The sequence below is a fragment of the Mesobacillus sp. QJM3NY_10 genome (genome assembly GCF_056173465.1).
This window is the reverse complement of sequence record NZ_CM149675.1, coordinates 859,047-883,505: the sequence shown is the minus strand read 5'-3', so window position 1 is coordinate 883,505 and position 24,459 is coordinate 859,047. Positions and strand designations below refer to the sequence as shown.

The following is a 24,459-nucleotide window of genomic DNA, read 5'->3' as shown; positions in this document are numbered from 1 at the left end:
AAGGGGCGAAATAGATGAGTGATTTCAAAACGAATTTAGAAAAATATGCAGACCTTGCTGTCAAGGTTGGCGTCAACATCCAGAAGGACCAGACGCTTGTCATCAATACAATGCTTGATTCCGCTGAGTTTGTCCGCCTTGTTGCGAAAAAGGCATACGAAGCCGGCGCTAAAAACGTCGTTGTAAACTGGAATGATGACACTGTTAACAGAACAAAATATGACCTTGCACCTGATAAGGCTTTCAACGAGTATCCTGAATGGCGCGCGCGCGAAGTGGAAGAGCTTGCGGAAAATGGTGCGGCATTCATGTCAATCGTTTCTTCAAGTCCTGACCTATTAAAAGGTGTAAAGTCTGAGCGTATTGCAAACTTCCAGAAAGCTGCTGGAACGGCGCTTTCAAAATATCGCAAATACATACAATCCGATAAAGTAAGCTGGACTGTTATTGCCGTTCCTTCTGAAGGATGGGCGAAAATGGTATTCCCTGAGGATACAGCTGAAACTGCTGTTCAGAAGCTTTGGGATGCGATTTTCAAGGCAGTTCGCGTAGATACTGAAGATCCAGTCGCAGCATGGAAAGATCATGACGCTTCCCTTCATGAAAAAGTTGATTACCTGAACAGCAAGCGTTACAAAAAGCTTCATTATAAAGCACCAGGCACAGACCTGACAGTCGAGCTTCCAGAAAAGCACATCTGGGTTGGTGCTGGCAGCGTGAACGAGCAAGGCAATGAATTCATGGCAAACATGCCGACTGAAGAAGTCTTCTCTGTACCGTTGAAAACTGGCGTGAACGGCTACGTATCAAGCACAAAGCCACTTAGCTACGGTGGAAACATCATCGACAACTTCAAGCTTACTTTTGAAAATGGAAAAATCGTCGGCGTCGAAGCAGAAGAAGGCGAAGAAATCCTGAAGCAGCTTGTGGCGACAGATGAAGGCTCACACTATCTTGGTGAAGTTGCCCTTGTACCATTTAACTCGCCAATTTCACAATCAAATGTTTTATTCTTCAACACATTGTTTGATGAAAACGCGTCAAACCACTTCGCAATCGGCAGTGCTTATGCATTCTGCGTAGAGGGCGGCAAGACAATGTCTTCAGAAGAACTGGCTGAAAATGGCCTGAACGAAAGCATCACGCACGTCGACTTCATGATCGGCTCCGATAAAATGGACATCGACGGAATCACTTCAGATGGAAATGCCGAGCCAGTGTTCCGTAATGGAGACTGGGCGTTGTAAGATTGTATATGTGTGAATGAAAACAGCCGGACATTTTGTTCGGCTGTTTTTTAACTTCCCGTCAGTTTGTTATCCCTTCTGCCGTTTGAGTCAATACAGTTGTCTTCCTTTTACCCTTTTTCCTTTTCTTCTGCTATTTGGAGCAATGCAACGGCTTTCCTTTTACCTTTTTTCCTCGCCTTCTGCCATTTGGGGCAATGCAACGGCATTTCTTTTACCCTTTTTCCTTTCCTTCTGCCATTTGGGGCAATGCAACGGCTTTCCTTTTACCTTTTTCCTTTCCTTCCTGCCATTTGGGGCAATGCAACGGCTTTCCTTTTACACTTGGGGCAATGGATACGCTCGATATTTTTGAATAAGGATTTTCAGCACCATCCACAAAGAATGTCTTTAATAAAGGGAGCATTCCTTTTTTTCGCCTTATGTACCCCAGAACACTGTGCTATAATGAAGTTACCAAGAAATTATTACATAAAACATTAGATATATTGTTAACCTATTCGTTTATCTGGGGGCGACGTCTTGATCCAATTACAAATTATTGTAACGGGGGATGTTCAGGGTGTGGGGTATCGGTATTATACTCAAATGAAGGCGATCCAGTTTGGAATTACGGGCTGGGTGAAGAACCTTCAGGAGGGCGGCGTTGAAATTCTAGCTTCAGGTTCCAGGGCTGACCTTGAAAAGTTCACTGATGAGGTCCGCAGGGGCAATCCTTTCTCCACTGTTGACCACATTGAAGTGAACGAAACGGAGAAAACCGAAACCTATAAGTCATTTGCAATAAAATATTAAACAGGCAGAGGAATTATCCTCTGCCTTTGTTGTGTAAAAAATTAAATGTCTATAATCGATCCATCAGGCTCTTTTAAAATAGCCTCCCGCAATTTCTTCAGTTGTTCTTCCTCACTAGGCTTCAACCCTAGAAGTGACAGCAGTCCGAGAGAATCAAGCAGCCCTTCTGTCCATGTTTCAAGCTGCTGTGTCAATGTTGCGTCTGTCGGGCAAAGTTCATCTAGCATTATGTTTTCTGCCAGCGCTTTGTCGATTAATTCCAGCGCCAGCTCCTTTGTGATCTCGCCATTTACAGCTTCCAGCTTTTCGCACGCTGTTTTAGCTGTTCCATCTACTGTTTTCTTCACAGGCTCGACCACTGGCTCTGTCACTTTTTTCGCCGTGTCCGTCGTTTCCTTGACGACATCCTTTACAGGCTCAGTTACCTTGCCAACGGTCCCTTCCAAAGGAGTGGCCACCTTATCGACCGTATCTTTTAATGGATCTGTCACCTTGCCGACCGTATCTTTTAATGGGTCAGTCACTTTTCCGATTGTGTCTTCTAGTGGATTTTTTACCTTACCAATTGTGTCTTTCAGTGGATCTGTCACTTTCCCCACAGTATCCTCGAGAGGATCGGTGACTTTCCCGATTGTTCCATCAAGCGGGTCGGTTACTTCATCCAGCATGTCATCGACTGGATCGGTCACTGCCCCTACTGTATCCTCCACTACTTCAGAATTTCCATCAGGGGCTCCTTCGCACGTCAGCGGAAGTTGTCCGGAAGTGATTTTCTTGATTTCCTTGTTCATTTGTTCAAAAGGCATTGATCCAAGGTCCTGTAAAATTTTCAAAGTGCCTGGTTTCTGGACTCCGCCGTTGCCATTTACCGTCTGCAGCTGAAGCTGGTCGAGACTGCTGTTAGTTGCGTTCATCGAATGGGCGACCATCGTCACTCCTTCGAGTGCAGCATTCGGGATTACCTTTGCTGCATGGACGCATGCTCCTTTGAATGAAATGGCACTGGCATCGACCTGCATTCCTTTTATAGAAACCGGACCACTTGCTTTCATCGTGATGCTTACAGTTCCTCCTGGGGTCGCGAACTGTTTTGTCAGTTTCATGCCATAAATCTGTGCGGAATCGTAGGTGATCCGTAGCATCGGCTTTGCTTTTGATTCAGATGTCTCACCAGCCACAATCATAGCCTTCATATTTTCACCAACGACCCTGTCAGCCTGGATAATAAATCCCTCAACATCGCTTGCCGCTGCATTCACTTTTTCGATAAAAGGGAATAAGGATAATGCAGCAAGCTGAATGCTCATCACTATTAAAAACAATCGATGTTTTACAAGCTTCATATTTTCTCCCTTCACCCCGTTTTGGCAGGCTGCGCAGGCACGTCGGAACTTGGTGTTCCCGCGGATTCTTCCGCAGGCACCATCCGCCATGCTGTCAGCAAGGCCCCGCCGATGATTCCGAATACCGTTCCGAACAGGAAGCCGCCCAGAGCGCCGATGACGGATAGGATCGACAGGAAAATCACGATGATGCCCAATGCTTTAGAAGCACTTGGCAAAAAGAAGGACATCAGTCCCATCAGCGTGATCAGCCCGCCAAACAGCAAGCCGATGACGGCAACTGATCCTGGGAGAAAGGTGCTGAGATACAAGTTCAGTGGCACCCATAAAATCATCAGGCCGCTTAAGACCGTTAATATCGCTCCGAAAAAAGGCCTCGTATGCCTCCATTTTTTAAAAACCATTCCCTATCACCTCGATTATTTCTTATCGATTTTTTCCACGGTCAGTTTCATGCCGGCCATATTGATCGTTTCCTGGAATAAGTAATGTGTTTTCAATTTGGCATTCTCAAGGATGATGGTGCTTGATGTCTGCTGGAACTGCTTTGTCCAGTCCGTGCTATTGTTTTCTGCAAGCGCAAGGTTTTGGAACTTGGCGTTCGCCTCGATCAAGCCGGCATCATGCTGCAGTCCGGAAATCTGTACAGGTTTTGATGCCTGGATTTTCACCCGGATCCAATCCCCGCCTACCTGAAAATCCTTGTATAATTGCAGGTTGTCGATGGTCAGCTTTTCAATGATATTTGTACCTTGTGGCGCTGCGTCTGAACTGCTTGTTTCACCCAGTTTCGGATAGAATGTGTAGCCTTCTCCTTCAAGCTTATCGAACTCAACATAAAAATCTCCTACACCTGCAATCGGGACTGCATAAGCCACACCCGATACACCGAAAGAAATAAGTAAGATCCCCAGCGCAAGAAGGCCTGCTGACAGGGCACCCCAAAAAACCTTTTTATTCGTCTTGCTTTCCATTACGACAGCTCCGTTCAAGAAAGCCACCTCCAATTAAATATTTTTAAAATTCAAAATTAATTCTTGCTTATAACATATCCCCGAAAAATCAAGCCTACAACTCCGAAAAAAATCGTTAACAAGGTGTTAACCCCGTTAAATGACGGGGTATAAAGCATTGACGGACAAAAATCTAAATTTTTAAACGAATGGTATTTTACCAGAATTTGAGAGTGAGGTTGCCTGATGGAACATAAGATTGAGGATTTGGCCATTAGAGGTTTGGTTCTTTTAAAAGAATGCGAGAAACCGTTTCTTAAAGAATGGTCCCATTTAAAGAAGGACATGAAAGCCTGGCAGAACGAGCTTGTATCTGAGTTTGAAAGCATGATTGTCTATGGCTTCAATAACCTTTCACAGACCACTTTTGAATCTTCAAATGATTTCATCCATTTATTAGTCCTTAGGTGGCAAAAACGACATCCCGATTTCGTCGATGATTTTGACGCTATCTTTCTGATCAGTGCAGTTGAAAACTTATTCCATAAGGTTTTAAAAAGAAAAAATGCTGGATTCCTTGAGCATCAGGCGGTGCAGGTTTTTTTCACAAAAATCCTCGACAAGGTTCTGCACACCCAGCAACTGGAATACCAAGATGACAAATGGCTGAAGATGATGTTGAGTCTGCGTGCTGTGCCTAGTAATTGGCTTGCCGTCATCCGTAATGAAAAAGCGCAATGCAAAGTGAGTAAAGTCGTCTGTGGCGATGACCTTGTAGTGAATGAACAGCTGATCACCATGTGTGAGGGACTTCAAGCTGAGCATACATCAGACCTGGCGATGGCGCTTTCCAGATTATTGTCACCAGGTCAGGACCAGCCGCAAATCATCACGATTCCCTGTTTGACTGAAACATTGTTAATTTGTGTGAAGGAAAAAGTTGAGACCGTGACAGATGAACAAAAAGAGACGCTTCGAAAAATGTATCTGAAACAGATGAAGCTGAATCACCTTGAAAGCGAGCTTGAGTGGAAGGATGCCACCCTTCTGTTCCAGCAGCGGCTGATCCATTCTCAAAGTGCCTCGGAGGCCGTTAAAATGATCACCCAGGGGTTGGTCGATTATCTGCCCTTTTCACGCTGCGCCCTTTTCATCTACTCACCGGGAGAGCACAGCGGGGTCGGCGTCCATGCCCATAACGTCCATACAGGCTCTGTACAGCATATCAAGGAAAGCATAGCCGGATTTCCGCTGCTGACAAAATACTTAAAGCATTTCAGCCATTCGAAACCTATTTTTATCGAAGATGCATCTGAAATCCTGCCTGGAAAATACGTTCACGACTACAGCCTGAAATCATTGGTCGTCCTGCCTATTTACGTGCCTGTGGAAAACAAATTGATTGGTCTCGCCCTGCTTGATCGTGGAGAAAATACATCATTTACCGTCAACAATCAAACTCTCACCGCTCTGATCAAGTTCGGACAATATGGCGGGGAATTGTTGAATCAGTATTATGAGGATGCCGTCCAGCTTTTCGGCGTCCAGCGCGCAGTTCTGACTATCCGTGAGCGTGAGGTGCTAAAGCTGATTGCCGAAGGGGCTTCCATCAACGAAGCGGCCGAATCCCTTCACCTCAGTTCCTACACCGTACGTGACTATATTTCAGCCATCATCCAGAAACTCGACGCGAAGAATCGGACCGATGCCGCGGTCAAAGCGTTGAAGATGAGGCTGATTCAGTAAAACTTGGTCCTGCTCCCCCTAATGGGAGCAGGACCTATTGCTTTTTGCCTCACAATCTCGCAGAATATAAGAGATATTATTTTATAGGAGGTACATATTGGATGTGGAATGAATTCAAGAAATTTGCCTTTAAAGGCAATGTGCTAGACCTCGCTGTCGGTGTAATCATCGGTGCTGCGTTCGGGAAGATCGTTTCCTCGCTTGTCGATGACATCATCATGCCGATCATAGGGTTTGCTACTTTTGGAGCTAATTTTTCAGAACTGACATACAACGGGATAAAATACGGGGCATTCTTACAGTCTGTCATGGATTTTTTCCTTACTGCCTTAGCTATATTTTTCTTCATTAGAATTATCACCCGCTATCGTAAAAAAGAAGAAGCCAAACCTGCAGCTCCAAAACCTGACGCTAAAGAAGAGCTTTTAGTGGAGATTCGCGATCTTTTGAAGGAAAAAAAGCATATCTAAAGTTTTTTCCTATGCTGGATGAAACCGATTGTAACTGTCACCCGTATACATAACAAATATAATTAGGTAACCTGTTAACCTGCGTTTCATTATAGTAGCGATGACTAAAAAAACAATCTAAAGGCAGTCCTTAGCGGCTGCCTTTATGCTTGTTCCAATATTTAGCTTTAATGCCAACTTTTTATTAAGTTTATTTAGTTTTCTGTGATTTCACCCGGGTATATGTATAGTGCAAGGCCAATACAACCAAGAAGGGACTGGTTAAAGTGCAAAACTTTACGGCGACTTCGGAATATGTCATTGGCTTAGCACACGGAGGAAGATTTGCGTTGCTATCTCAAGGCACGCTGGTCTTAAATCGATGGACTTAATATCGATTGACCACATTGCTATTGAATAGCTTGAGCAAAGCACTCCTCTAAGTTCGACCGCAGGATAAGAGCAAGGCCAATACTAGTAAGGAAGGGACTGGTTAAGTTGAAAGACTTTACGGCGACTTCGGAATACGTCATTGGCTATGCAAGCGGAGGAAGATTCGCGCTGCTGTCTCAAGGCACGCTGGTCTTAAATCGATACATTTAAAATCGATCTACCCCAGTAGCGCAAAATTGAATAGCAACAGCTGAATACTCCTCCCATCGTCCGTATGTCGGACTCAAAAAAGGTGCAGGCCAAGTGGCCCGCACCTTTTTTGATAGAGCTCTTTTCATATAAGTATTGTATTACAATCAAGGAAAAATTAAGCACCTGGAATTTTTCCATTTTGGCGTCTATTTAGATTTAAAAATAGAACTTTATCCCAAACGAAAAGAGCCTCAAAGTATCACACCTCACAAGATATTTGCGCCAGGAAAAATTCGGCTTTAGGATTTTTCCCTCTTACACTTTCTCAACTGAATGTGCTCCTCAAGGTTTACTAGTTTCCGGCATCAGGGTATTTAATATATATCTTTTACAAGGAGGTTTTTAACATGGAAAAAGACCATATGATTCATAAAGATGGCGAAGTGGATACTAGCAAGGTGGATGAGACCCTTGATCGGATGGATACGCAGCAGGCTGATGAGATTCTGGGGGACTTTAATGAATTCAGAACTTATCTGAGCAAACGTGTCAAGCTTGGCAAAACAGCTGGACTTGATGAAGAGCAGCTTGCGAAAACGGCTGAAAAAGTAGCCGGTTATCTTGCTGATAACGTAACACCGCGTAACAAAGAGGAGCAGCTGCTGCAGGAGCTTTGGAAGGTCGGCACAAAGGAAGAGCAGCATGCGCTGGCACATATGCTCGTAAAATTGGCAGAATAAAAAATCGCCCCCTCCGGGCGATTTTTTCTATCTTATCCAAAGAACCTATTCTTCTTTTTCACTCTCAAAATATCTCCCATCCAGCCTTTCTTTTTCAAGTAATAATAAATCCCCACGGTGGACGCTAAAATTAAAACTCCCGCAAATGCATAGCCAAACTTCCACTCGAGCTCAGGCATGACCTTAAAATTCATTCCCCACACCGCTCCCCATGCTGTAACAGGAGTAAATAGAATCGTCATGACAGTCAGGGTTTTCATGATTTCATTTCCTCGATGGGTAGAGACCACTTCTTCGAGATTGACCATCGTATCGATTGCATGCTGATATTCATCAAGCAATGTCCGAATCCGCTCGACACGAGTGACAACCCTGCTGAATTCCATTTTTTCATGTATCTCACGGCCATAGGCTTCTTCTGCAATGAATCTTAATTCCACAATAGGGATGACCATGTTTTTCCAAACCAATAATTCGTGGCGATTTTCGTATATTTTTTCAAGAATTTCACGGTTATTATGCTCTTTCATTTCCCATAAAAGATCATGAAGCCGTTCTTCATACCCATCAATCTTTTGTAGATAGCTCGCAAGAATTTCTCCCAATATGATAAAAAATCCTTCTACCGCATTTTCTGCCTGGTCCATTTGTTTGTGGACTGCGACGGGATTTGCCTTAAGAACGGCAAAGTCGAAATCAACCAATATAAAGAAGTCCCTGCTAATCCAAAAGTGAAAAATATTTTTCTGGCCCTTATCCTCAATATCCTGTTGGTAAATAAGGGAACCCCAAATATATTCCTCTCCCCTTGTTTGAGTGTCGAGCTCAAGCAAGTTTGTTTTGCTGTCTTTTATATTTTCAAACCAATTTTCATATTCAGGATTATTTGATACCAGCTCTCTTAATTTCTGCTGGTCCCCATTTACATAATCAAACCACTTCCATTTATTCTCATTAAATGTATGGCGCAATGGTCTCAGACCTTTCTTTTAATAATCAAGTAATACTCTTCCCTTAAAAAGAAGTTTTGAAACGATTGGCAGAGCTTCCATTTTAAAAATGTTTCTCAGTGTTGTGGACCGGGTAAATAGGAATATAGACAATAGAAATAGCGCAATTAACCACAATTAATATAGGAGGGAAAAACTATGCAAACCAAAACAAAAAATGCAGTTATGTTAGGTGCTGGAGCCGCAGCACTGTGGATGGCGATGAAGCCTGAAAATAAAGCAAAACTCACAGAGATGGCCACACAGGTAAAAGAAAAGATCATGCCATCTAAAACAAATGTCGTTCCTGTACAAAAAGCTGGCAACCCTGACCCAATGGATGTTGAAGACAACAAGATGGTCAGCGAAGGCGCAATGTACGGAGTCAACTATTACAACGAGAACTTACAAGAACAGCGATAAAGATGTCCGGGGAAAGCCTTCCCCGGTCTATTTTTGTTTAATTCACACCTCGCCGTTCAATACTAGATACTGCGAGGGGGATGGTGGCTATGGGTATTCTATTTATTTTCATATATCTGTTCATTGTTTTTACTGTGATTGAGATTAACACCTCGATTTTTGTTGCAACCGGGCTGGACAGAAAAATCGCGCGGTTCCAGGTCATTTCCATGCTTACCGGCACGGGTTTTACGACCGGTGAATCTGAATTGATCATTGATCATCCGGTCCGGAGAAAATTGGGTGCATTTTTGATTCTGTTTGGGGCCTTCTCGCTTGCGGTGATTATTTCTGCCATCAGCAATCTTTTAACGGATAATTTTTACACGATGGAAATTGCCTATATCGCAGGCGGACTTGTAGTACTCTTATTTGTATTGAGAGCACCATTCGTACAAACAATGATGGCTAAAAAGATGAAAAGTGAATTGAAGGAGAATTACGAGTTAGCCGATTTGCCAATCAGCGATGTACTTTTGATGGACGAGGAAGACGAGGTCAGGGAAATCACTATAAATGAAGATTCCCGATTTGCAGATAAGACTTTTGATGAAATAGTGGATAAAGAGGATGATGTCATGCTCCTGTTCATCAAGAGGGGCGAGATCAATATCCGCAACAAAGCATATGATACCAAATTGGAGCCTGGCGACAAACTAGTTTTATACGGCAATAACCCAAGGATAGAAAAAATATTTGAAAATGCCTGACACGATGGTTATATCAACCATTACGCGTCAGGCATTTTTTATTTTCACGAAGTTCGGCTATCCCTTCCTTGCACACTCCATATGATAGCCATGAACAGTTTTTACAAAGAACATCCAGGTCATCAGGTTCAACCTGTTCGGCAGTCCATTTAACAAGCTCTGATTTTAGATAACGTTCACCTGGCACCAGTCCCAGATGACGAATGACATTTCCATCCATCGACAGAACATGTTCATTCGAACCCTCACTCGCCTCGCATATCTCAAGGCCTCTATGCGGACAGGACATACATGCGTCATCAAACGCAGCGACTACCTTTATGTAAAAATCCTGCTCAGGGTCGCGTATATCTTTTACGATGCTCTCCATCTTCTTCACAAACTCCGGACTGTATCCCATCCCCCGGAAACCATGCACACAGAGGAGATGGTGCCCGCGCAATACTTTTTCCACGCCATCACTCCTGAAAAATTAAGCTGTTTAACTAATTCTGCAAGAATCCCTATTTTCCTTTTAAAACCTCGAATCTTTAATCGTTCTCTTAGCCACCCAGGTAATGCCGATTTTTTTGCAAATCGTCAGGTAATGCAGAAGCAGGATGACCATACTGCCAGTATTCATGCCGATTATGACCCCTTCCATCCCCCATTCCGGTCTTGAGCCGACCAGGTAAATCAGAGAAAAGGTAACAATCGTTGCATAGACAGAGTGAATAAAGGCATCCTTCACCAATCCAAGTCCAATCAAAAAGGCCTGCATTGGGATGGTAAAGTAGTGGAACAGGAAATATGGCGCCAGCAGCTGCAAAAATACCGCTGCCTGCTTAGAATGAAAGAAGGTATTGGTCAACGGCTCTGCCAGAAAGTAAAAAGCAGTGACAGCCGGCAATCCATAAAGCAATGTCAGCAGCATCACCTGCTGAAGCAGTTTTTGCAGCTTAAAGAATTCTTTTTCCGCATAGGCCTTCGATACCGTCGGAATCAATATGATGAGAAATGAGTGGGCAATGAACGCTGGAAAAAATCCAATCGTCATCGCGATGCCCGCCATCATCCCGAATTGTTCCGTTGCCATTTCGGCTGAGAATCCTGCACTGACAATCGCAAATTTTATCAGAAATGGCTGGACAGCATGTGTCAGGGAATGAAAAATTCTCAGGCCGGTCGTCGGCACGGAGACCTCCACAAGGCTTTTTCTCACCTCTCGCCCGCTTACATGCTTACCTGGCACACTTTTAATCCTCTGATAAGACATAATGAAGTAGTGTAATAGATAAAGGAATACCACGAGTTCGCTGCCCGCCAGTGTGCAGAAAGCAACAAGAAGAGCCGTTTCACTGCCAAACTCAAAAAACTGAAAAAGGGCTGAAAGTAATATGAGCTGGACAGCTCTTCTCACAAAATGGGAAATCGCAATTTTCCCCATATCCTGTTTTCCCATGAAAAATCCCCTGGCGATTGCGGTAATCGTCATCACCGGAATGAGTGACAGCACGACCCATTTAAGCAGGGGGTGATAATCCTTGAACACAGGAATGATTGGAAGCACAATCGCAGCCGCAATCAGCAAAACTGTGGTGAATACCACCGCAAGCCTGATGGCATGCTTGATCATGCTCCGGTGGTAAGACTCATCCTTCTCCGCGATCATCTTTGAAATCGACACCGGCAGTTCAAAGCTCGCAAGCATCATGATCAGGAAAATCGTCGGCAATATCGTCATGTAATGCCCCATCCCGCTTTCCCCGAGCTCCCTTGCCAGAATCATATTGACGAGGAACTCCACCACTTCTCCCAGAAAAGTAGCAATCACGAGGATAGACATCCCTTTTAAAAAAGTATTCATAGCTTCTCTCCCAATCCTGTCTCATTTACTCCTATAAACATATGAGACAAGTCCGGACAATATGAAAAGGGGGGAGATAAAAGGTATTTGTGTTCGCTCTTACTTCGACGGGATCTATGATATCTCCTCAAGCTTTGAATACAGCTGATTTCGTTTTGACTCTAAAGCTTCTTTTTCAGAGTGGAGCTTCTGGAGCAATTCGAGATCGGTCATGATCGCCATTTGCTGTTCAAGCTCGCCAATCGATTTTTCATGATTCTCGATTTCCTCAAATAGAGCTTCCTCATCAATATCAACAACTGCTTCCTTGACTTTTTCTTGCTTAATAGGAGGCTTTCCAGATCCCGCAGGAGCAGGAGCCGCATCCTCCCACTGCTTCCGTTTCTCCGCCATCTTCACTCTCGCCCGATCATAATTGCCTTCTATTTCCGTTAGATCTCCGCCCTCCAGCCAGTAAACCTTGTCAAAAAGCTTATTCAAGAAATAGCGGTCATGTGAGACGGCCAGGAGCGTACCCTCGAACCCAGCCAGCGCTTCTTCCAGTACTTCTCTTGAATCGATATCCAGATGATTGGTTGGTTCATCAAGAATCAGAAAATTGAGATCCTGATGCATCAGCTGGGCCAGGCGCAGTCTCATCCGTTCGCCTCCGCTTAGCTGGGATACTTTTTTAAAGACATCCGGACCATAGAACAGGAAACCTGCGAGAACATTCCGTGCCTCTCCCTCATTCATTACTACCTCATTTCGGAATGCATCAAGAACCGTGCCGTTCCGACTGGAAAGCTCCATATGCTGTGAAAGGTACCCAATTTTGACATTGCTTCCGTTTCGGACTTCTCCACGGTCAGGTGCAAGATCACCCTGGACGAACTTCAGCAGCGTTGTTTTCCCCGACCCATTTTCGCCGACAATCGCCGCACGGTCCTGATAGTGGAGCTGGAGATTGACCTTTGAGAAAAGTTCTCTCCCTCCAAATGATTTCTGGACATCTTTGAAGACCAGTACGTCCTTCCCGCTCCGCGCGCCAGTGTCCAGTTCGAAATTCATTTTCTTCCTGTTTAAAATCGGCCGGTCTAGCTTCTCCATCCTGGCCAGCGCTCTCTCCATGTTCGTAGCCCTTTTATGAAGCGCCGAACTTGGAGGGTTCGATCTATTCGCCCAGTCACGCAGTCGCTTGATTGCCTCTTTCATCTTCTTGATTTTCCGCTGCTGCTCTTCAAATGCCTGGAATTCACGCAGTAATTTCGCTTCCTTTTCCTTGATGAACCCTGAGTAATTGGCATGATAGAGGTCAATCTCGCCATCTTCAAGGTCGAGGATTTTCGTCGCTGTTTCGTCAAGGAAATAACGGTCATGCGAGATGATGACAACGGTACCATCGTATTCTTTCAAAAACTCAGCCAGCCACTCGGCAGCCATAATATCAAGATGGTTTGTCGGCTCATCGAGAAGCAGCAAATCTGGATTTCTCAACAAGCTCAATCCCAGACCTACCTTCGTTTTCTCACCGCCGCTAAGGCTGTTAAAGTTCGAATCAAGCAAGGTCTCAATCTTCAAGCCGTTGGCAATGCGGTCAATATTGGCTTCCATTTCATAACCGCCTCCGAGAGTGAACTTCTCCTGGAGAACTCCGTATTTCGCCAGCAGCCTTTCAAGCTTAACTGAATCCTCACCAACTTCTGCCATCTCGGTTTCAAGCTTCTTCATTTCTGCCTGAACATCGAGCAGCTCGTCGAAGGCCGTTTCCAGAACATCCCTGGCGGTCATCTTCTCACCATAATTCGGTATCTGGGCAAGGTAGCCGATTTTCAACCCTTTTTTCCAGTGAATCTTTCCTTGATCTGCTTCCTCCATGCCAGCAATCAGTTTCATCAACGTTGTCTTGCCGCATCCGTTTGGTCCTACCAGACCAACCCTGTCTTTCTCGTTTATTTCAAAAGACAAATCTTCAAAAATCAGATTGCCTCCGTACATTTTGCTTATATGGTTAATACTGCATGCTATCATTATTTTTTCCTCCTATTAACGATCCCCCTTTTCAGCTAATGCCGCCCGGTTTGTTTAATAAGCACAAAAAAGCCAGGGGCAGATGGCTCTGCTCCTGGCTCCAGCAATTCAATGAATTCAAAAGGAGGGCAAAAGAGCCCTCCCCATTCACCGAAGCTTGCAATTAAGCGGGAAAAGAGATGATCCTACCGTTTGTATTTGATATTGAGCTGTTAAAAAAGGGCATACGTATCCCGTTGGCAGCTGCAACAGCAAATTTTGCACGACAAAAATAAAGGAACTCATTCCAAAATCCGCGTACAAAAACAGTCTTGATCATCTCTCCTCACCTCCGTTCAATAATAGTTAGCTTTATTTTACAATCACATAATTATTTTAGCAAGTTTTTCCTGAAATGTTACTGGATGTTGGATTTCTTTCCTTGTGTTGAAACCTCGTATATAAAGACTGGATATGAGCCCGGTCCCATGATGAATTGCTAAAACCGGGCACATATTTGAAGCCTGACTATAACAAATTCATCTTAATCAAACGTTTGATTAAATCCCGTTCATTCCCGCCACACTGGGATTTTCTCAATTTTTCCCATAATGATTATCTTTTGTATAAAGCGTTTAAGCAAGCTTGGCCTGCGGGTAATGGATAATAACGAAGGAGTGGGTGGCAATGCTTAGACAACTGGAACTTTCTGATTACCAGCTCTGGATGTGCAAAAAAATAAAAGAAAAGTTAGCTGAAAAGCATGACTATATAAATAGTGCTTCCCGTTATCCAAATGAGTTTGAAGAACGGGAAGTCATATCCATAGCGTTAAGCGAAATGCTTATGAAATTAGATGTAATCGATAAGAAAGCAAATTAACATTTAAAGGGGCCCTGGCCTCTTTTTTGTTTTATCGTTACAGATGATTGTGTGTTGAATCCTTCTTTCTCAACTCCGCGAGGATTTCGGTCAACAATGCTTCCTGTCTTTTAGTGCTGGTGACCAGCATGACAAAAAGCACAATTAGAACGATTGGCAATCCGATTGACAACAACACCCCAAAAAGGCCGAACAAACCAAATAACGGCTCCATCTAGAGCACCTCCTATTTTACGATTGAATGTCTGAATGCATAAATGACTGCCTGGGTTCTATCCTGCACCTGCAGTTTGCTCAAGATATTGCTGACATGCGTCTTCACGGTCTTTAGGGCGATGAATAGTTCGTCGGCGATTTCCTGGTTTGTCTTTCCTTCGGCAATCAGCTTCAATACTTCCATCTCGCGCTCTGTCAGCTCTTCGTGCAGCTCAACATTATTCTTCTGGCGCATTTTCATCATCATCTTGCCCGTCACTTCTGGCTCGAGCACCGGCTGCCCTGAGTATGTAACCCTTACAGCATTAGCAATCTCACTGGCCTTCGATGTTTTCAGCATATAACTCGTCGCCCCGGCTTCAAGCGCGGGGTATACTTTTTCATCATCGAGGAAACTGGTTACGATGATGACCTTAGCTTCCGGCCACTGCTCGATGATCTGCTTTGTCGCCTCGATTCCGTCCATTTCCTTCATGACCAAATCCATGAGAATAATATCCGGTCGCAGCTCAAGCGCCATCTCGACACCCTTCTTCCCATTATCCGCCTCGCCGATTACCTCAATGTCCGGCTGTGCCGATAAGTACGACGAAACTCCAATCCGCACCATTTCATGGTCATCTACAAACACAACTTTAATCATTCTTCTCACCCGCCACCATTAAAATTGGAACCTTAACCTCAAGCCTGGTCCCTTTATTTTGAACACTGACAATCTTCAATGTCCCGCCGATTTCCCCGGCACGTTCATGCATATTCTGGAGGCCATATGATCCCGCTTTTGCTTCTTCTACGTTAAAGCCAACACCATCATCGACAACACGCATGATCACTTTATCATCGCGCTTGATCAATAATACTTCGAGTTCTTCTGCCTTACCATGGCGAAGCGTATTCGAAACAGACTCCTGTAGGATGCGGAATAGATGGTCCTCGACTCCCTTATCCAATGGAAACGGCTCTACCTTCCACTTGATATTCATGGTGACTTTCTGTCTTAATTCGATTAATAGTTCCTCGATTCCTTCCTGCAAGCTTTTCCCTTTCAAAGCAACTGGCCGCAGGTGCAATAGGAGCGCCCTCATTTCAAGCTGCGATTGATGGATCATTTCCTCGACCATCTTCATCTGCTTCGCTTCTCGTTCCTCGGAAGGCCCCTTTGTTTCATTGATCGCTGACATCAGCATTGATGCCGCAAAAAGCTGCTGGCTGACCGAGTCATGCAGTTCGCGCGCCAGCCTGTTGCGCTCCTGCGAAATGATTTCCTGAATCCGCGACTCTTGCTCCTCCGCTTTTTCAGTCGCCAGCCTCTGTGACAGCATCGCTTTTTCAGAGATTTGCTTATGAAGCTTGCCGACTCTTTTCGCAATCGATGTAATTTCCGAGTATGCCTGATTCTGTTCAATTTCGGGCTCCTGGCCTTCCTCCAGCTGAAAGAGCCAGTTATCGACCGTCCCGAATTGCCTTCGCCAGTATGTCCCCGATGCCATTCCAAAGGCAATGCCTAACACGACACTAATGCTGAATGTGAAAATGATGAAAGGAATATCCATCAGTTCACGGTTCCACAGGTCAGAAAGCTTCGCTACTGGAAAAACTAGCACAAAAGACAAAGTCACCGCTATGAATAAAATAATCCCGAGGGTCAATCCCCATAAGATTTGGCGCATCGCAGTCGTCATATGCGTTTCACCTCGACATTACCAACAAGCATCGAGGTAAAAATCTTAACCTTTTGCTCCGCTTCGTCATAGCCTGGTGTCTGTACATACAAACTCTGGTTCAGCACTCTTCCTTCCTCATGCTCGAATACTTCAGCAGACCCAATTACCGATGAATGCCGGAGGGTGACTTCTAAATCATATGGCACATACACTTTTACGTTGCCAATGATATTACGTATGAAAATGACGGTTTCTCCCTTTGGCAGCACCGTCAGGCTTAAATCAATCACACTGTCGCCAATCCCAGTCTGAATATTGACATCGTTCCACTCATAAACATGAGAAGGCGTTTCCTGATGGCCAAACAAACGATTTTTAAAAAGAGGAGGCTTTTCAATCAGCATCTCCTTTCTGATTTCCCTTTCAGGCTCCTGTAAAACTGGCGTGATTACTTCTGGCTTCTTTTTCGACTGTGCAAATTGATAGGCAAGATAGATCAGTACGGCCAATAAGAAGAATCTGAACGTCATCATGCTGAAAACACTGCTCAGGAAAAAGAACAAACCTACCCAAAACAACAGCTTCCCAGATTTCTTCGGCATTAAAGAGCGACCAAAGTAAACCATCGCTCCGCTTGCAAGAAGGGAGAAAATCAATCCTTCGTTAAAAAATGAAACTTCGAGCAAAAGAAATATAAGTCCAGTAATCACAATCCAGCTGATATAATCATTTTTCATGTTGTTCAACATGCTGTCTCCTCCCTTCCTCTAGATTTATTTTTTAAAATGGAATACACATAATAGAGGATTGGTAATATGAAGTCCTTTCGAGGTGATACTCAAAAGGCGCAGGTGCCTGCGCCTCTATAGAATACCATGTTTTGCCTATTAAATAGTATGCGATTCTTTATTTTTAAACTCTTTTTCCAGCTGGGCAATCCTGCTGTCAATTGTATTGCGGTTGTAATTGTTATTCACTTTCTCCTCTAGCTGGTCAAGGTAAGTTTCCATATCTGCGAATCTTGAATAGGCTTTGTCAGAATATGAATTGTTATCAAGCACCTTGTCCATTCGGTGGTGTGCTCTTGTCACATTTTCACGTCCCATCAATTCAAGGCGGCGGATGTGCATATCTTTTAACTTATGGTTCATCTCTTCATACTTACGCTCTAGCTCAAGCTGCTGTTTGACCGCATTCTCCATCGCTTCCTTCAGCCTGGCAGCGCGCTCTTCATATTGGGCCTGCTCCAGCTGGGCAAACTCCTGAAGCTCGGATTCCCCGGCTTTCATAGCCACATCGGATTGGTACTTCCTCTTTTCAGCCATTTCAAGCGCCTGGTGATGCTCGCGGGCAAACTGCTCCTTCAATTGTCCCTGGCGCTCAAGAAGTTTTCTCACCTTTTCAGTTTCTGCTTCACACTCACGAAGATACTGGTTCAAAAGCGCAATTGGATTTTTCCTTTCCTTCTGGTCAATCACCTCATGAAGATCTGCCATTACTGTGTTTTTAATTCTTGTTAATAGATTAGCCATTATAATCTCTCCTTTGATTTTAAAATTATTTGTTATTCAACTGTGCCCATTGTTTTTCAAAGTTGACGAAAGGATCGCTTTCTTCGCGGATCGCTTCTTCTTTTTTGTCCCAGTTTTTATATACAAGGTACAGGACATAAGCTGCTGCGATACCGAGGATCGCTGGTACGTTAGAAGCAGTTGCCATCAGGGTGATGAAGCCTGCGATTCCCCAGCCGATTTTTGCAGCTGTCGAGTCTGTTTTTAAAAATTGCTTGACGACGAAGTAGAGCACCAGCAAGCTGACCCCAAGTCCGACGAGCGGGCCAAGGTTTGAAATCAGCACCATGGCTGCAATGAAGCCGGCAACAAGTAAACCAAATTTTTTCATGTTCAATTCCTCCTTATCTCTTATGATTACATCTTACCTTTCTCGCAAAAATTCAATAACGTGCCTGAGCTTGATTTTGGAGTAGGACCTGAGGCTTAGTAAGGCACAGGACTGCCGGTATGTCTGTGTTTTGAGGCCACTAATATTCGTTTTTTCTGCCATATTGGCCTTTTTTCCGATTGTGCGGCACAAAAAATAACCCAGTGGCTGTTTCACTGGGTTATTTCCATTCAGGATATTATTTATTTCGCGATAAACATTTGCGTCCAATAGTGACCATAATTGCCGCCGGTTACGTGCCCGACACCAATGTGTGTGTATGTTGGGCTAAGGATGTTCTTGCGGTGGCCTGGACTGTTCATCCAGGATTGGACTACTTCATTTGGAGTTCTTTGGCCGGCTGCGATATTTTCGGCTGCACTTCGGTAGTTGATTCCGAAGTTCTTCATCATCGTGAAAGGACTGCCGTATGTAGGACTGGTATGTGAGAAGTAATTCTTGTCTCTCATATCTGCAGACTTATATCTCGCTACCCTAGAAAGCTGCCAGTCAGCAGCAAGTGGCTTCAGTCCATTTTTAGCGCGCTCCTGATTTGTCAGCTGGATTACCTGGCTCTCAATACTCTTTGTCGCTCTTAAAGTTGGGATATTGACTCTCTGGCCAGGATAGATCAAGTTAGGGTTTTTGAACTGAGGGTTGGCGGCGATAATTTCTGAAAGGCCAACCTGATACCTAACAGAAATTTTCCATAAGGAGTCCCCCGGAGAAACCGTATGGACCTGTTGGGCAAACGAAACTGTCGGGATTGCCATTAGGATTAATAATAGAGCTAAAATTATTTTCTTGAACACAATACACTCCTCCTCAACTGATAGGATGAGATTAATTCAAGAAATTATACTTTATTGTTTTTTGCGTGAAAACATTACGAATACGGTGCATATAGTTTTATCAAGGGAGGAATGCGAATTATGGGCTATCTTTGGGTGATGACCATCGGTTTTGTCATTTGTCTCGGTTTAGTTGGCGGCATTTTGTTGTATTTTATCTCAACGGCTTTTAACCTTAAGGATGCAAGCCGGATTGATTTATTGGATTCAAGGAAAGAAGAATAGAAGAAGCTGGCTGCAGATTAAATAAAGCAGCCAGCTTTTTACATTCACTTCTTAATCATCGATCACTTCATTGGCACATGGCGGGGTGACAAAGGAATATTCAATCGTAACACCGATAATTGTTCCAGAACGATCTACCATTGGAGTCAAGCCCGTAACGACAACTTCAGTATTTTCACAATCTGGTTCAACACAAGGTGGCTCTACAGAAGTATCGCCTATACAGGTGAAGCAGTTTTGAATCGCCGTTCCCTCATCCTGGCAACACGCAAAAACTGGTTCCTCTACACAGGCACCTGAACCCAGCAATGGAAGCATCGGGACATTGAAGATGACCTGAAAGTCAAATTCCTGCCTCCAGCGCTGTACAGGAACACAACATTGCAAGTTGGTATTGCAGACATTAATCGTCTCCAGCACCTCGCATGTTCCATCCTCTACACATTCGCTGACGTCACCAATACAATAGGCGACTCTCACATCTTCCTCCGTGCCTCCAAGTGTGAAGCAATCTGGGAACATGACATCGCAGGTAAAATTATTATCTTCTTCGCAAATGCACGGATTATCGCAAATACATGCCGGTGCACAGATTTCTCCGCAGCGGGACATGGTTCCAAACTTCAATTGAAAACACGCTACTTCTGCTGGGAGATTTTCAGGGATTATGAACGAAAATCTCTGTGTTGTCCCTGGTTCCAGTTCTGGCTCGCCCTGCGGATTCAAATTATCAAATTTCAGCCCTACTACAGTCGTGCATGGGTCAGTGATTGGACAAGGGAAATTTGGGTTTGAAGAAGGGAACAAACAGTCTCCAGGTGTCGTTGGAACAGGAATATTCATTTCATCAGCCGGAAAGATATCCCCTACAAAACATTCAAAATCACTGAAACATCCTTCAAGTTCCAACACCCAGTTGCTCAGTGCATTCTGAGCATTGATATTGGTAATTTGGTAATCCCATCGATACCCGTCTGTAACAGGAACCACTCCCAAGAACGTTACCACATACAATGGATTTGCCATCGAATCCAGCACAGTATATGAAGAAGGAGCTGTACAATCCACTGGCTGTGGGTCTGGCGGGCAGTGACTGCCGCCGAATCCTTGCTTTTGTTTCTTGCCTTTAAAATTCATGCCTCTCATCCTTTATAGTAGAATAAGGACAAAATCTCCTCATTACTAAGCTATGCAAGATGTTTTCCACTGTATAGGTGAATGCCTTTTGCGGCTGTATATTCATGTCGTTGATAGGATCCTCGTTAAAAATGCCAAAAGGCTGCCAGATTTTACTGGCAGCCTTTTTATATGACATGGTTATTAAAAGTCGCGTGTGTTATCAAAACGAGTGTTGGCAGGGTTGTCCGAAGTAAGCGGTGCATCAACTGGATTGCGAGTCCTTGTGCCATCTAAGGCATCAACAGTTGTGGCATCATTATTCAGGCCAACTCTGTTTTCGTCGCGCTCGACAACAACTAGAATCTTGCCCTCTTTTACATAGCCTTCGTAGCGTTCAGCTTCATCTTCCGGAATACCCATTCCGATCAGTGCTCCAGCTAAACCGCCAGCACCTGCGCCTACTGCCGCGCCGGTAAGTGTCGCAGCGATTGGGCCTGCAGCGACGATTGGTCCTATTCCAGGAATCGCTAGTGCTCCGATGCCTGCCAATAATCCAGTAAGGCCGCCTAATACGCCGCCTGTTGCCGCACCTGCAGCAAGACCTTCCTCAGTCTTTGTACCGGTAGCTTCGTTAACATCGTGAACCTCATCTTCGTTCTTACTGATAACCGAAATATCATCGGTTGCGTATCCCTGTCTTTTCAGGTCCTCAACAGCCTGGATTGCGTCTTGCTCATTATCATATACTCCAACAAGATGTTTTTCATGTTCAAACATAATAAAAGCCTCCTTTAGACGAGTTGTCCTTTTAAAAATACCCGCATATAGGATGTCTAAACATTATGTCGAACGATTACTGGCCATTGTTATAAACGGAGACAGTCTTTTTCAAAACGGAGGAGAGCTCAGTTATAGCATCCAAATTATTCCCCTGCCGCTTCCAGTGCAGCTTCAAATTGCTCGATAATGTCATCGGCATTTTCGATTCCAACTGAAACCCTTACTAAACGATAAGTAATGCCAAGCTCCGCCTGCGCCTCTGGCGGCAGTGCTCGATGGGAGGTTTTCAGCGGATGTGAAACTGTCGTTTCGACTCCCGCAAGTGTTGGCACGATTTTTATCCATCCAAGTGACTTGAAAAACTGGTCCGTATCCACGTGTTCTGCCAGTTCAATCGTCACGATCGCACCAAAGCCTTTTTCACCTTCAGCAAAAGGGTAATATACCTTTGCGACATTCTGATGTTCACTCAGACTGTCGGCCAGTAACCTTGCATTCTCCGATTGAGCCTTCATTCTTAACGCCAAAGTCTTCAACCCTCTGCAAGTCAGCCACGCTTCAAATGGACTAAGGTTCGCACCCAGATTCACGATTCTAGCCCGCGCTTCTGCAATCAGTTCCTTTTTTCCAACGACCACACCTGATGTGACATCACTGTGGCCGCCGATGTATTTCGTCGCACTGTGGACGACCAGGTCGGCTCCGAGTAAAAACGGGCGGACATGAAGCGGAGTAGCGAATGTATTGTCAACCAAAACGGTGAGATCTCTTTTTTTGGCCAACTCAATGACTTCATCTAACTTTTCAACACGAAGGAGCGGATTCGTAATGGACTCCGTGTAAAGAAGCTTCGTATTGTGTTTGATTGCCTGTTCGACTTTATCCAGGTCAGAAAACGATACAAATGTCGTCTCCACTCCAAAGCGTTCAAGCTCAGCTTTCAGCATATGGAAACTCCCGCCATATACATCGTCAGCTGCAACGATATGATCGCCATTCTTCACTACTGCCAGGACCCCCGCTAAAATGGCAGCCAAACCAGAGGAAGCCGCTACCCCATCTTCTGCGTGCTCAAGTGCCGCTACGGATTGACCGAGTTCATCAGTATTCGGGTTCCCAACCCTTGAATACAAATAGCTTCCTTCTCCCTGATAGAAGCCCTCAAGCTCGTCAAGATCATTAAATGTAAAAGCAGAAGTCTGATAAATCGGTGTCGCCTTGCTTTTAATTCCCCTTTGCTTAGTATGTATTGAATGAAGTACTTCTGTTTCAAAATTCTTAGCCATTTTGTCACCTGCTTTTAGGATTCGTAATACATTAAAAAACCTCTCCGCATCAGGAGAGGTTTCTATCTACATTGCCCTCTCTTATCTTCAGTCTGCAATCTTCAGGACTTAGCACCTTTTCATTCTGAACATGAAGGTTGCCGGGCTTCAAAGGGCCTGTCCCTCCGCCGCTCTGGATAAGAGTTATTTCGGTTTTGAAAATAGTTTTTTAATAGCTGCAGTATATCAATTTTGCCATGATATCGTCAATGAACTATTCGTTAATAAACTGTTCAAGTTCCTGTATGTCAATCTTCAGGTTCTTGGCTTCTCTTCAATAACAGTTCACACACCGGGAACTCAATCTTCCGGATCACTGTCAAGTAAGTCCCATGGCGTAATTACTCCAATTGGCTTTCCGTGGCGGTCTCCCGTCTCCGTGATGATGACTGCCTGCAGTTTCTTGCCTCTTGTATGGTAGCGTTCAAACAATTCTTCAATATGATACAGAGACGCATCCTCATCAACAAAGGTCACAAAGTAATTTTTCCCTTTCGTTAACAACTCTTTTACACGGACATCCTCAAAATGGACCACACTGTCGGAAAAATGCTTCGCCATCCACTGAATAATTTCTGTTGAAGTCAACAAGGCAACATACTTATCTTCCTTGTCATAGACTGGAAATCTTGTAAAATCAAACTTATTGATGACCTTTAGAACATCTTTAAGATAGGCATCCTCGTAATAGTAGAACACCGGACTTGTTGCGATTGACAATGCCGTCTGCGGCTTCTCAAACTCCTTGCATATCTCCTCAATCCGTTCGACCACCTCAATATGCGGCTCAGCAATATAATAATCCGCATTCACCCGCTCATGGACAATCGCATTCCGAAGCTTCGCAAACTGATGCAGCTCACTTTTATATTTACGCACCAATGAATGGTTTTTATAGCCGGAATACAGCAGTTCGACAAACGCATCGCTGTCCGTCCCCTTCACCATTTCCTTCAGCGCTTTGTGAATCCTGTTAAAAGCTGTCTCAAACTTTCCGGATTGCTCCTTATGCTTTACCTCGTGGTCTTCTGAAGTTTTAGCGCCTGAATCAGGATTTTGATTGGTTGAATTCTTACCGCCTTCATTCTTGCGATTTTTCCCGTTACCGTTTTTGGGTTGATTGGAAGATGGTTTGTCATTCCCGTTACCGTTTTTGGATTGGTTGGGAGATGATTTGTCATTACCGTTACCATTTTTCGATTGGTTGGAAGATGATTTGTCATTACCGCCATACTTGGATTGATTGTAAGATGAGTTACCATTGTCGGTCTGTTGGGAAGATGACTTGGTTTTATCGCTATTGGAATGAGAATTACCTTTTTCTTTTTTTGATGGATTGGATGGCTTTCCATTACCGCTTCCCTTATTGCCATCATGCTTTGGGTTATTTTCATCAACCCGCTTCAATCTGTTTTCCTCAATCTCCTGCGGCTTAGGATTGGTTCTCATATATGACTTTCTTTTATTGGTACCAGTCTGATGATTCTTCTTGTTTTTTGAACCAGACTGATTATTGGATTTATGTTTAACTTGAGTATTATTAGCCAAATTAGCCCCTCCGTCATTTCAATTAACTTCCCCTTCTCATTACCCCAATTATCG

29 protein-coding genes and 1 riboswitch are annotated in these 24,459 nt (G+C 44.2%); of the genes, 9 read left to right on the top strand and 20 right to left on the bottom strand.

The window, feature by feature from the left end; translation table 11 throughout:
• The first annotated feature begins 14 nt into the window (after positions 1-14).
• Positions 15-1,247: an aminopeptidase gene (locus AC0VX7_RS04460; protein ID WP_475426856.1), complete on the top strand. Its 1,233-nt coding sequence runs from the start codon at positions 15-17 to the stop codon at positions 1,245-1,247.
• A 214-nt stretch (positions 1,248-1,461) separates the two neighbouring features.
• On the opposite strand, the gene AC0VX7_RS04455 is transcribed toward AC0VX7_RS04460, so the two are convergent.
• Positions 1,462-1,653, bottom strand: a complete 192-nt coding sequence (locus AC0VX7_RS04455) for a hypothetical protein (RefSeq protein ID WP_475426855.1) — start codon at positions 1,651-1,653, stop codon at positions 1,462-1,464.
• A 116-nt stretch (positions 1,654-1,769) separates the two neighbouring features.
• Between AC0VX7_RS04455 and AC0VX7_RS04450 the strand changes: the two genes are divergently transcribed.
• The gene (locus AC0VX7_RS04450) at positions 1,770-2,042 is read left to right on the top strand and encodes an acylphosphatase (RefSeq protein WP_475426854.1); all 273 of its coding nucleotides are present in this window, start codon (positions 1,770-1,772) and stop codon (positions 2,040-2,042) included.
• A gap of 41 nt (positions 2,043-2,083) precedes the next feature.
• On the opposite strand, the gene AC0VX7_RS04445 is transcribed toward AC0VX7_RS04450, so the two are convergent.
• From AC0VX7_RS04445 to AC0VX7_RS04435, 3 genes are read right to left on the bottom strand one after another with little or no spacing between them, the layout of a single operon-like run.
• On the bottom strand, positions 2,084-3,385 hold the full coding sequence (locus tag AC0VX7_RS04445) for a hypothetical protein (RefSeq protein WP_475426853.1): 1,302 nt from the start codon (positions 3,383-3,385) through the stop codon (positions 2,084-2,086).
• Positions 3,386-3,396: 11 nt separating this feature from the next.
• A complete protein-coding gene (locus tag AC0VX7_RS04440) occupies positions 3,397-3,789 on the bottom strand; it encodes a DUF6114 domain-containing protein (RefSeq protein ID WP_102261407.1) in 393 nt (130 codons plus the stop codon).
• Positions 3,790-3,804: 15 nt separating this feature from the next.
• Positions 3,805-4,377, bottom strand: coding sequence for a DUF6230 family protein (locus AC0VX7_RS04435; RefSeq protein ID WP_475426852.1), 573 nt, complete (start codon positions 4,375-4,377; stop codon positions 3,805-3,807).
• A 207-nt stretch (positions 4,378-4,584) separates the two neighbouring features.
• Here AC0VX7_RS04435 and AC0VX7_RS04430 point away from each other — a divergent pair, with 207 nt between their 5' ends.
• The 3 genes from AC0VX7_RS04430 to AC0VX7_RS04420 all read left to right on the top strand — a co-directional run bounded on the left by AC0VX7_RS04430 (position 4,585) and on the right by AC0VX7_RS04420 (position 7,858).
• A complete protein-coding gene (locus AC0VX7_RS04430; RefSeq protein ID WP_475426851.1) occupies positions 4,585-6,084 on the top strand; it encodes a LuxR C-terminal-related transcriptional regulator in 1,500 nt (499 codons plus the stop codon).
• Between the two features lie 101 nt (positions 6,085-6,185).
• On the top strand, positions 6,186-6,554 hold the full coding sequence (gene mscL / locus AC0VX7_RS04425) for a large conductance mechanosensitive channel protein MscL (protein ID WP_475426850.1): 369 nt from the start codon (positions 6,186-6,188) through the stop codon (positions 6,552-6,554).
• 971 nt (positions 6,555-7,525) lie between these two features.
• Positions 7,526-7,858: a DUF3243 domain-containing protein gene (locus AC0VX7_RS04420; RefSeq protein ID WP_475426849.1), complete on the top strand. Its 333-nt coding sequence runs from the start codon at positions 7,526-7,528 to the stop codon at positions 7,856-7,858.
• A gap of 32 nt (positions 7,859-7,890) precedes the next feature.
• Here the strand turns inward: AC0VX7_RS04420 and AC0VX7_RS04415 are convergent, their stop codons facing one another.
• Entirely contained in the window at positions 7,891-8,829 is a 939-nt protein-coding gene (locus AC0VX7_RS04415; RefSeq protein WP_475426848.1) for a magnesium transporter CorA family protein, read from the bottom strand.
• Positions 8,830-9,006: 177 nt separating this feature from the next.
• Between AC0VX7_RS04415 and AC0VX7_RS04410 the strand changes: the two genes are divergently transcribed.
• Complete coding sequence (locus tag AC0VX7_RS04410; protein WP_192469652.1) at positions 9,007-9,270, top strand: hypothetical protein; 264 nt, start codon at positions 9,007-9,009, stop codon at positions 9,268-9,270.
• An 89-nt stretch (positions 9,271-9,359) separates the two neighbouring features.
• Complete coding sequence (locus AC0VX7_RS04405) at positions 9,360-10,019, top strand: TrkA C-terminal domain-containing protein (RefSeq protein ID WP_475426847.1); 660 nt, start codon at positions 9,360-9,362, stop codon at positions 10,017-10,019.
• 13 nt (positions 10,020-10,032) lie between these two features.
• Here AC0VX7_RS04405 and AC0VX7_RS04400 read toward each other — a convergent pair whose 3' ends face one another.
• The 4 genes from AC0VX7_RS04400 to AC0VX7_RS04385 all read right to left on the bottom strand — a co-directional run bounded on the left by AC0VX7_RS04400 (position 10,033) and on the right by AC0VX7_RS04385 (position 14,194).
• Positions 10,033-10,419, bottom strand: coding sequence for a DUF1284 domain-containing protein (locus AC0VX7_RS04400; RefSeq protein ID WP_475428078.1), 387 nt, complete (start codon positions 10,417-10,419; stop codon positions 10,033-10,035).
• Between the two features lie 114 nt (positions 10,420-10,533).
• Entirely contained in the window at positions 10,534-11,865 is a 1,332-nt protein-coding gene (locus tag AC0VX7_RS04395) for a polysaccharide biosynthesis protein (RefSeq protein ID WP_475426846.1), read from the bottom strand.
• 114 nt (positions 11,866-11,979) lie between these two features.
• On the bottom strand, positions 11,980-13,875 hold the full coding sequence (abc-f, locus tag AC0VX7_RS04390) for a ribosomal protection-like ABC-F family protein (protein ID WP_475426845.1): 1,896 nt from the start codon (positions 13,873-13,875) through the stop codon (positions 11,980-11,982).
• A gap of 163 nt (positions 13,876-14,038) precedes the next feature.
• On the bottom strand, positions 14,039-14,194 hold the full coding sequence (locus tag AC0VX7_RS04385) for an RAxF-45 family protein (protein ID WP_286181274.1): 156 nt from the start codon (positions 14,192-14,194) through the stop codon (positions 14,039-14,041).
• Between the two features lie 347 nt (positions 14,195-14,541).
• On the opposite strand from AC0VX7_RS04385, the gene AC0VX7_RS04380 reads away from it, so the two are divergent.
• Positions 14,542-14,736, top strand: coding sequence for a hypothetical protein (locus AC0VX7_RS04380; protein ID WP_192469657.1), 195 nt, complete (start codon positions 14,542-14,544; stop codon positions 14,734-14,736).
• Positions 14,737-14,773: 37 nt separating this feature from the next.
• On the opposite strand, the gene AC0VX7_RS04375 is transcribed toward AC0VX7_RS04380, so the two are convergent.
• The 7 genes from AC0VX7_RS04375 to safA all read right to left on the bottom strand — a co-directional run bounded on the left by AC0VX7_RS04375 (position 14,774) and on the right by safA (position 19,330).
• A complete protein-coding gene (locus tag AC0VX7_RS04375) occupies positions 14,774-14,950 on the bottom strand; it encodes a hypothetical protein (protein WP_215036946.1) in 177 nt (58 codons plus the stop codon).
• Between the two features lie 12 nt (positions 14,951-14,962).
• The gene (locus AC0VX7_RS04370; RefSeq protein ID WP_215036945.1) at positions 14,963-15,595 is read right to left on the bottom strand and encodes a response regulator transcription factor; all 633 of its coding nucleotides are present in this window, start codon (positions 15,593-15,595) and stop codon (positions 14,963-14,965) included.
• A complete protein-coding gene (locus AC0VX7_RS04365) occupies positions 15,588-16,634 on the bottom strand; it encodes a sensor histidine kinase (protein ID WP_475426844.1) in 1,047 nt (348 codons plus the stop codon). Before AC0VX7_RS04365 ends, AC0VX7_RS04370 begins: the two co-directional genes overlap by 8 nt.
• Entirely contained in the window at positions 16,631-17,365 is a 735-nt protein-coding gene (liaF, locus tag AC0VX7_RS04360) for a cell wall-active antibiotics response protein LiaF (protein ID WP_475426843.1), read from the bottom strand. Before liaF ends, AC0VX7_RS04365 begins: the two co-directional genes overlap by 4 nt.
• Before the next feature lie 138 nt (positions 17,366-17,503).
• Positions 17,504-18,148 carry a PspA/IM30 family protein gene (locus AC0VX7_RS04355; protein ID WP_475426842.1) on the bottom strand — a complete coding sequence of 215 codons (645 nt, stop codon included), beginning with the start codon at positions 18,146-18,148 and terminating at the stop codon, positions 17,504-17,506.
• A gap of 25 nt (positions 18,149-18,173) precedes the next feature.
• The gene (locus tag AC0VX7_RS04350) at positions 18,174-18,518 is read right to left on the bottom strand and encodes a lmo0954 family membrane protein (RefSeq protein ID WP_475426841.1); all 345 of its coding nucleotides are present in this window, start codon (positions 18,516-18,518) and stop codon (positions 18,174-18,176) included.
• Between the two features lie 242 nt (positions 18,519-18,760).
• The gene (gene safA, locus AC0VX7_RS04345; protein WP_475428077.1) at positions 18,761-19,330 is read right to left on the bottom strand and encodes a SafA/ExsA family spore coat assembly protein; all 570 of its coding nucleotides are present in this window, start codon (positions 19,328-19,330) and stop codon (positions 18,761-18,763) included.
• Between the two features lie 159 nt (positions 19,331-19,489).
• On the opposite strand from safA, the gene AC0VX7_RS04340 reads away from it, so the two are divergent.
• Positions 19,490-19,633 (top strand): hypothetical protein, encoded by a 144-nt coding sequence (locus AC0VX7_RS04340; RefSeq protein WP_215036940.1) that lies wholly within the window; start codon positions 19,490-19,492, stop codon positions 19,631-19,633.
• A gap of 51 nt (positions 19,634-19,684) precedes the next feature.
• On the opposite strand, the gene AC0VX7_RS04335 is transcribed toward AC0VX7_RS04340, so the two are convergent.
• The 4 genes from AC0VX7_RS04335 to AC0VX7_RS04320 form a co-directional block, all read right to left on the bottom strand.
• On the bottom strand, positions 19,685-20,770 hold the full coding sequence (locus tag AC0VX7_RS04335; RefSeq protein ID WP_475426840.1) for a hypothetical protein: 1,086 nt from the start codon (positions 20,768-20,770) through the stop codon (positions 19,685-19,687).
• Between the two features lie 183 nt (positions 20,771-20,953).
• Positions 20,954-21,529 carry a YflT domain-containing protein gene (locus AC0VX7_RS04330; protein ID WP_041967081.1) on the bottom strand — a complete coding sequence of 192 codons (576 nt, stop codon included), beginning with the start codon at positions 21,527-21,529 and terminating at the stop codon, positions 20,954-20,956.
• A 146-nt stretch (positions 21,530-21,675) separates the two neighbouring features.
• Positions 21,676-22,818 (bottom strand): trans-sulfuration enzyme family protein, encoded by a 1,143-nt coding sequence (locus AC0VX7_RS04325; RefSeq protein WP_475426839.1) that lies wholly within the window; start codon positions 22,816-22,818, stop codon positions 21,676-21,678.
• A 78-nt stretch (positions 22,819-22,896) separates the two neighbouring features.
• Positions 22,897-23,001: riboswitch (SAM riboswitch) on the bottom strand.
• Between the two features lie 156 nt (positions 23,002-23,157).
• On the bottom strand, positions 23,158-24,405 hold the full coding sequence (locus AC0VX7_RS04320) for a CBS domain-containing protein (RefSeq protein WP_475426838.1): 1,248 nt from the start codon (positions 24,403-24,405) through the stop codon (positions 23,158-23,160).
• Positions 24,406-24,459: the final 54 nt, after the last annotated feature.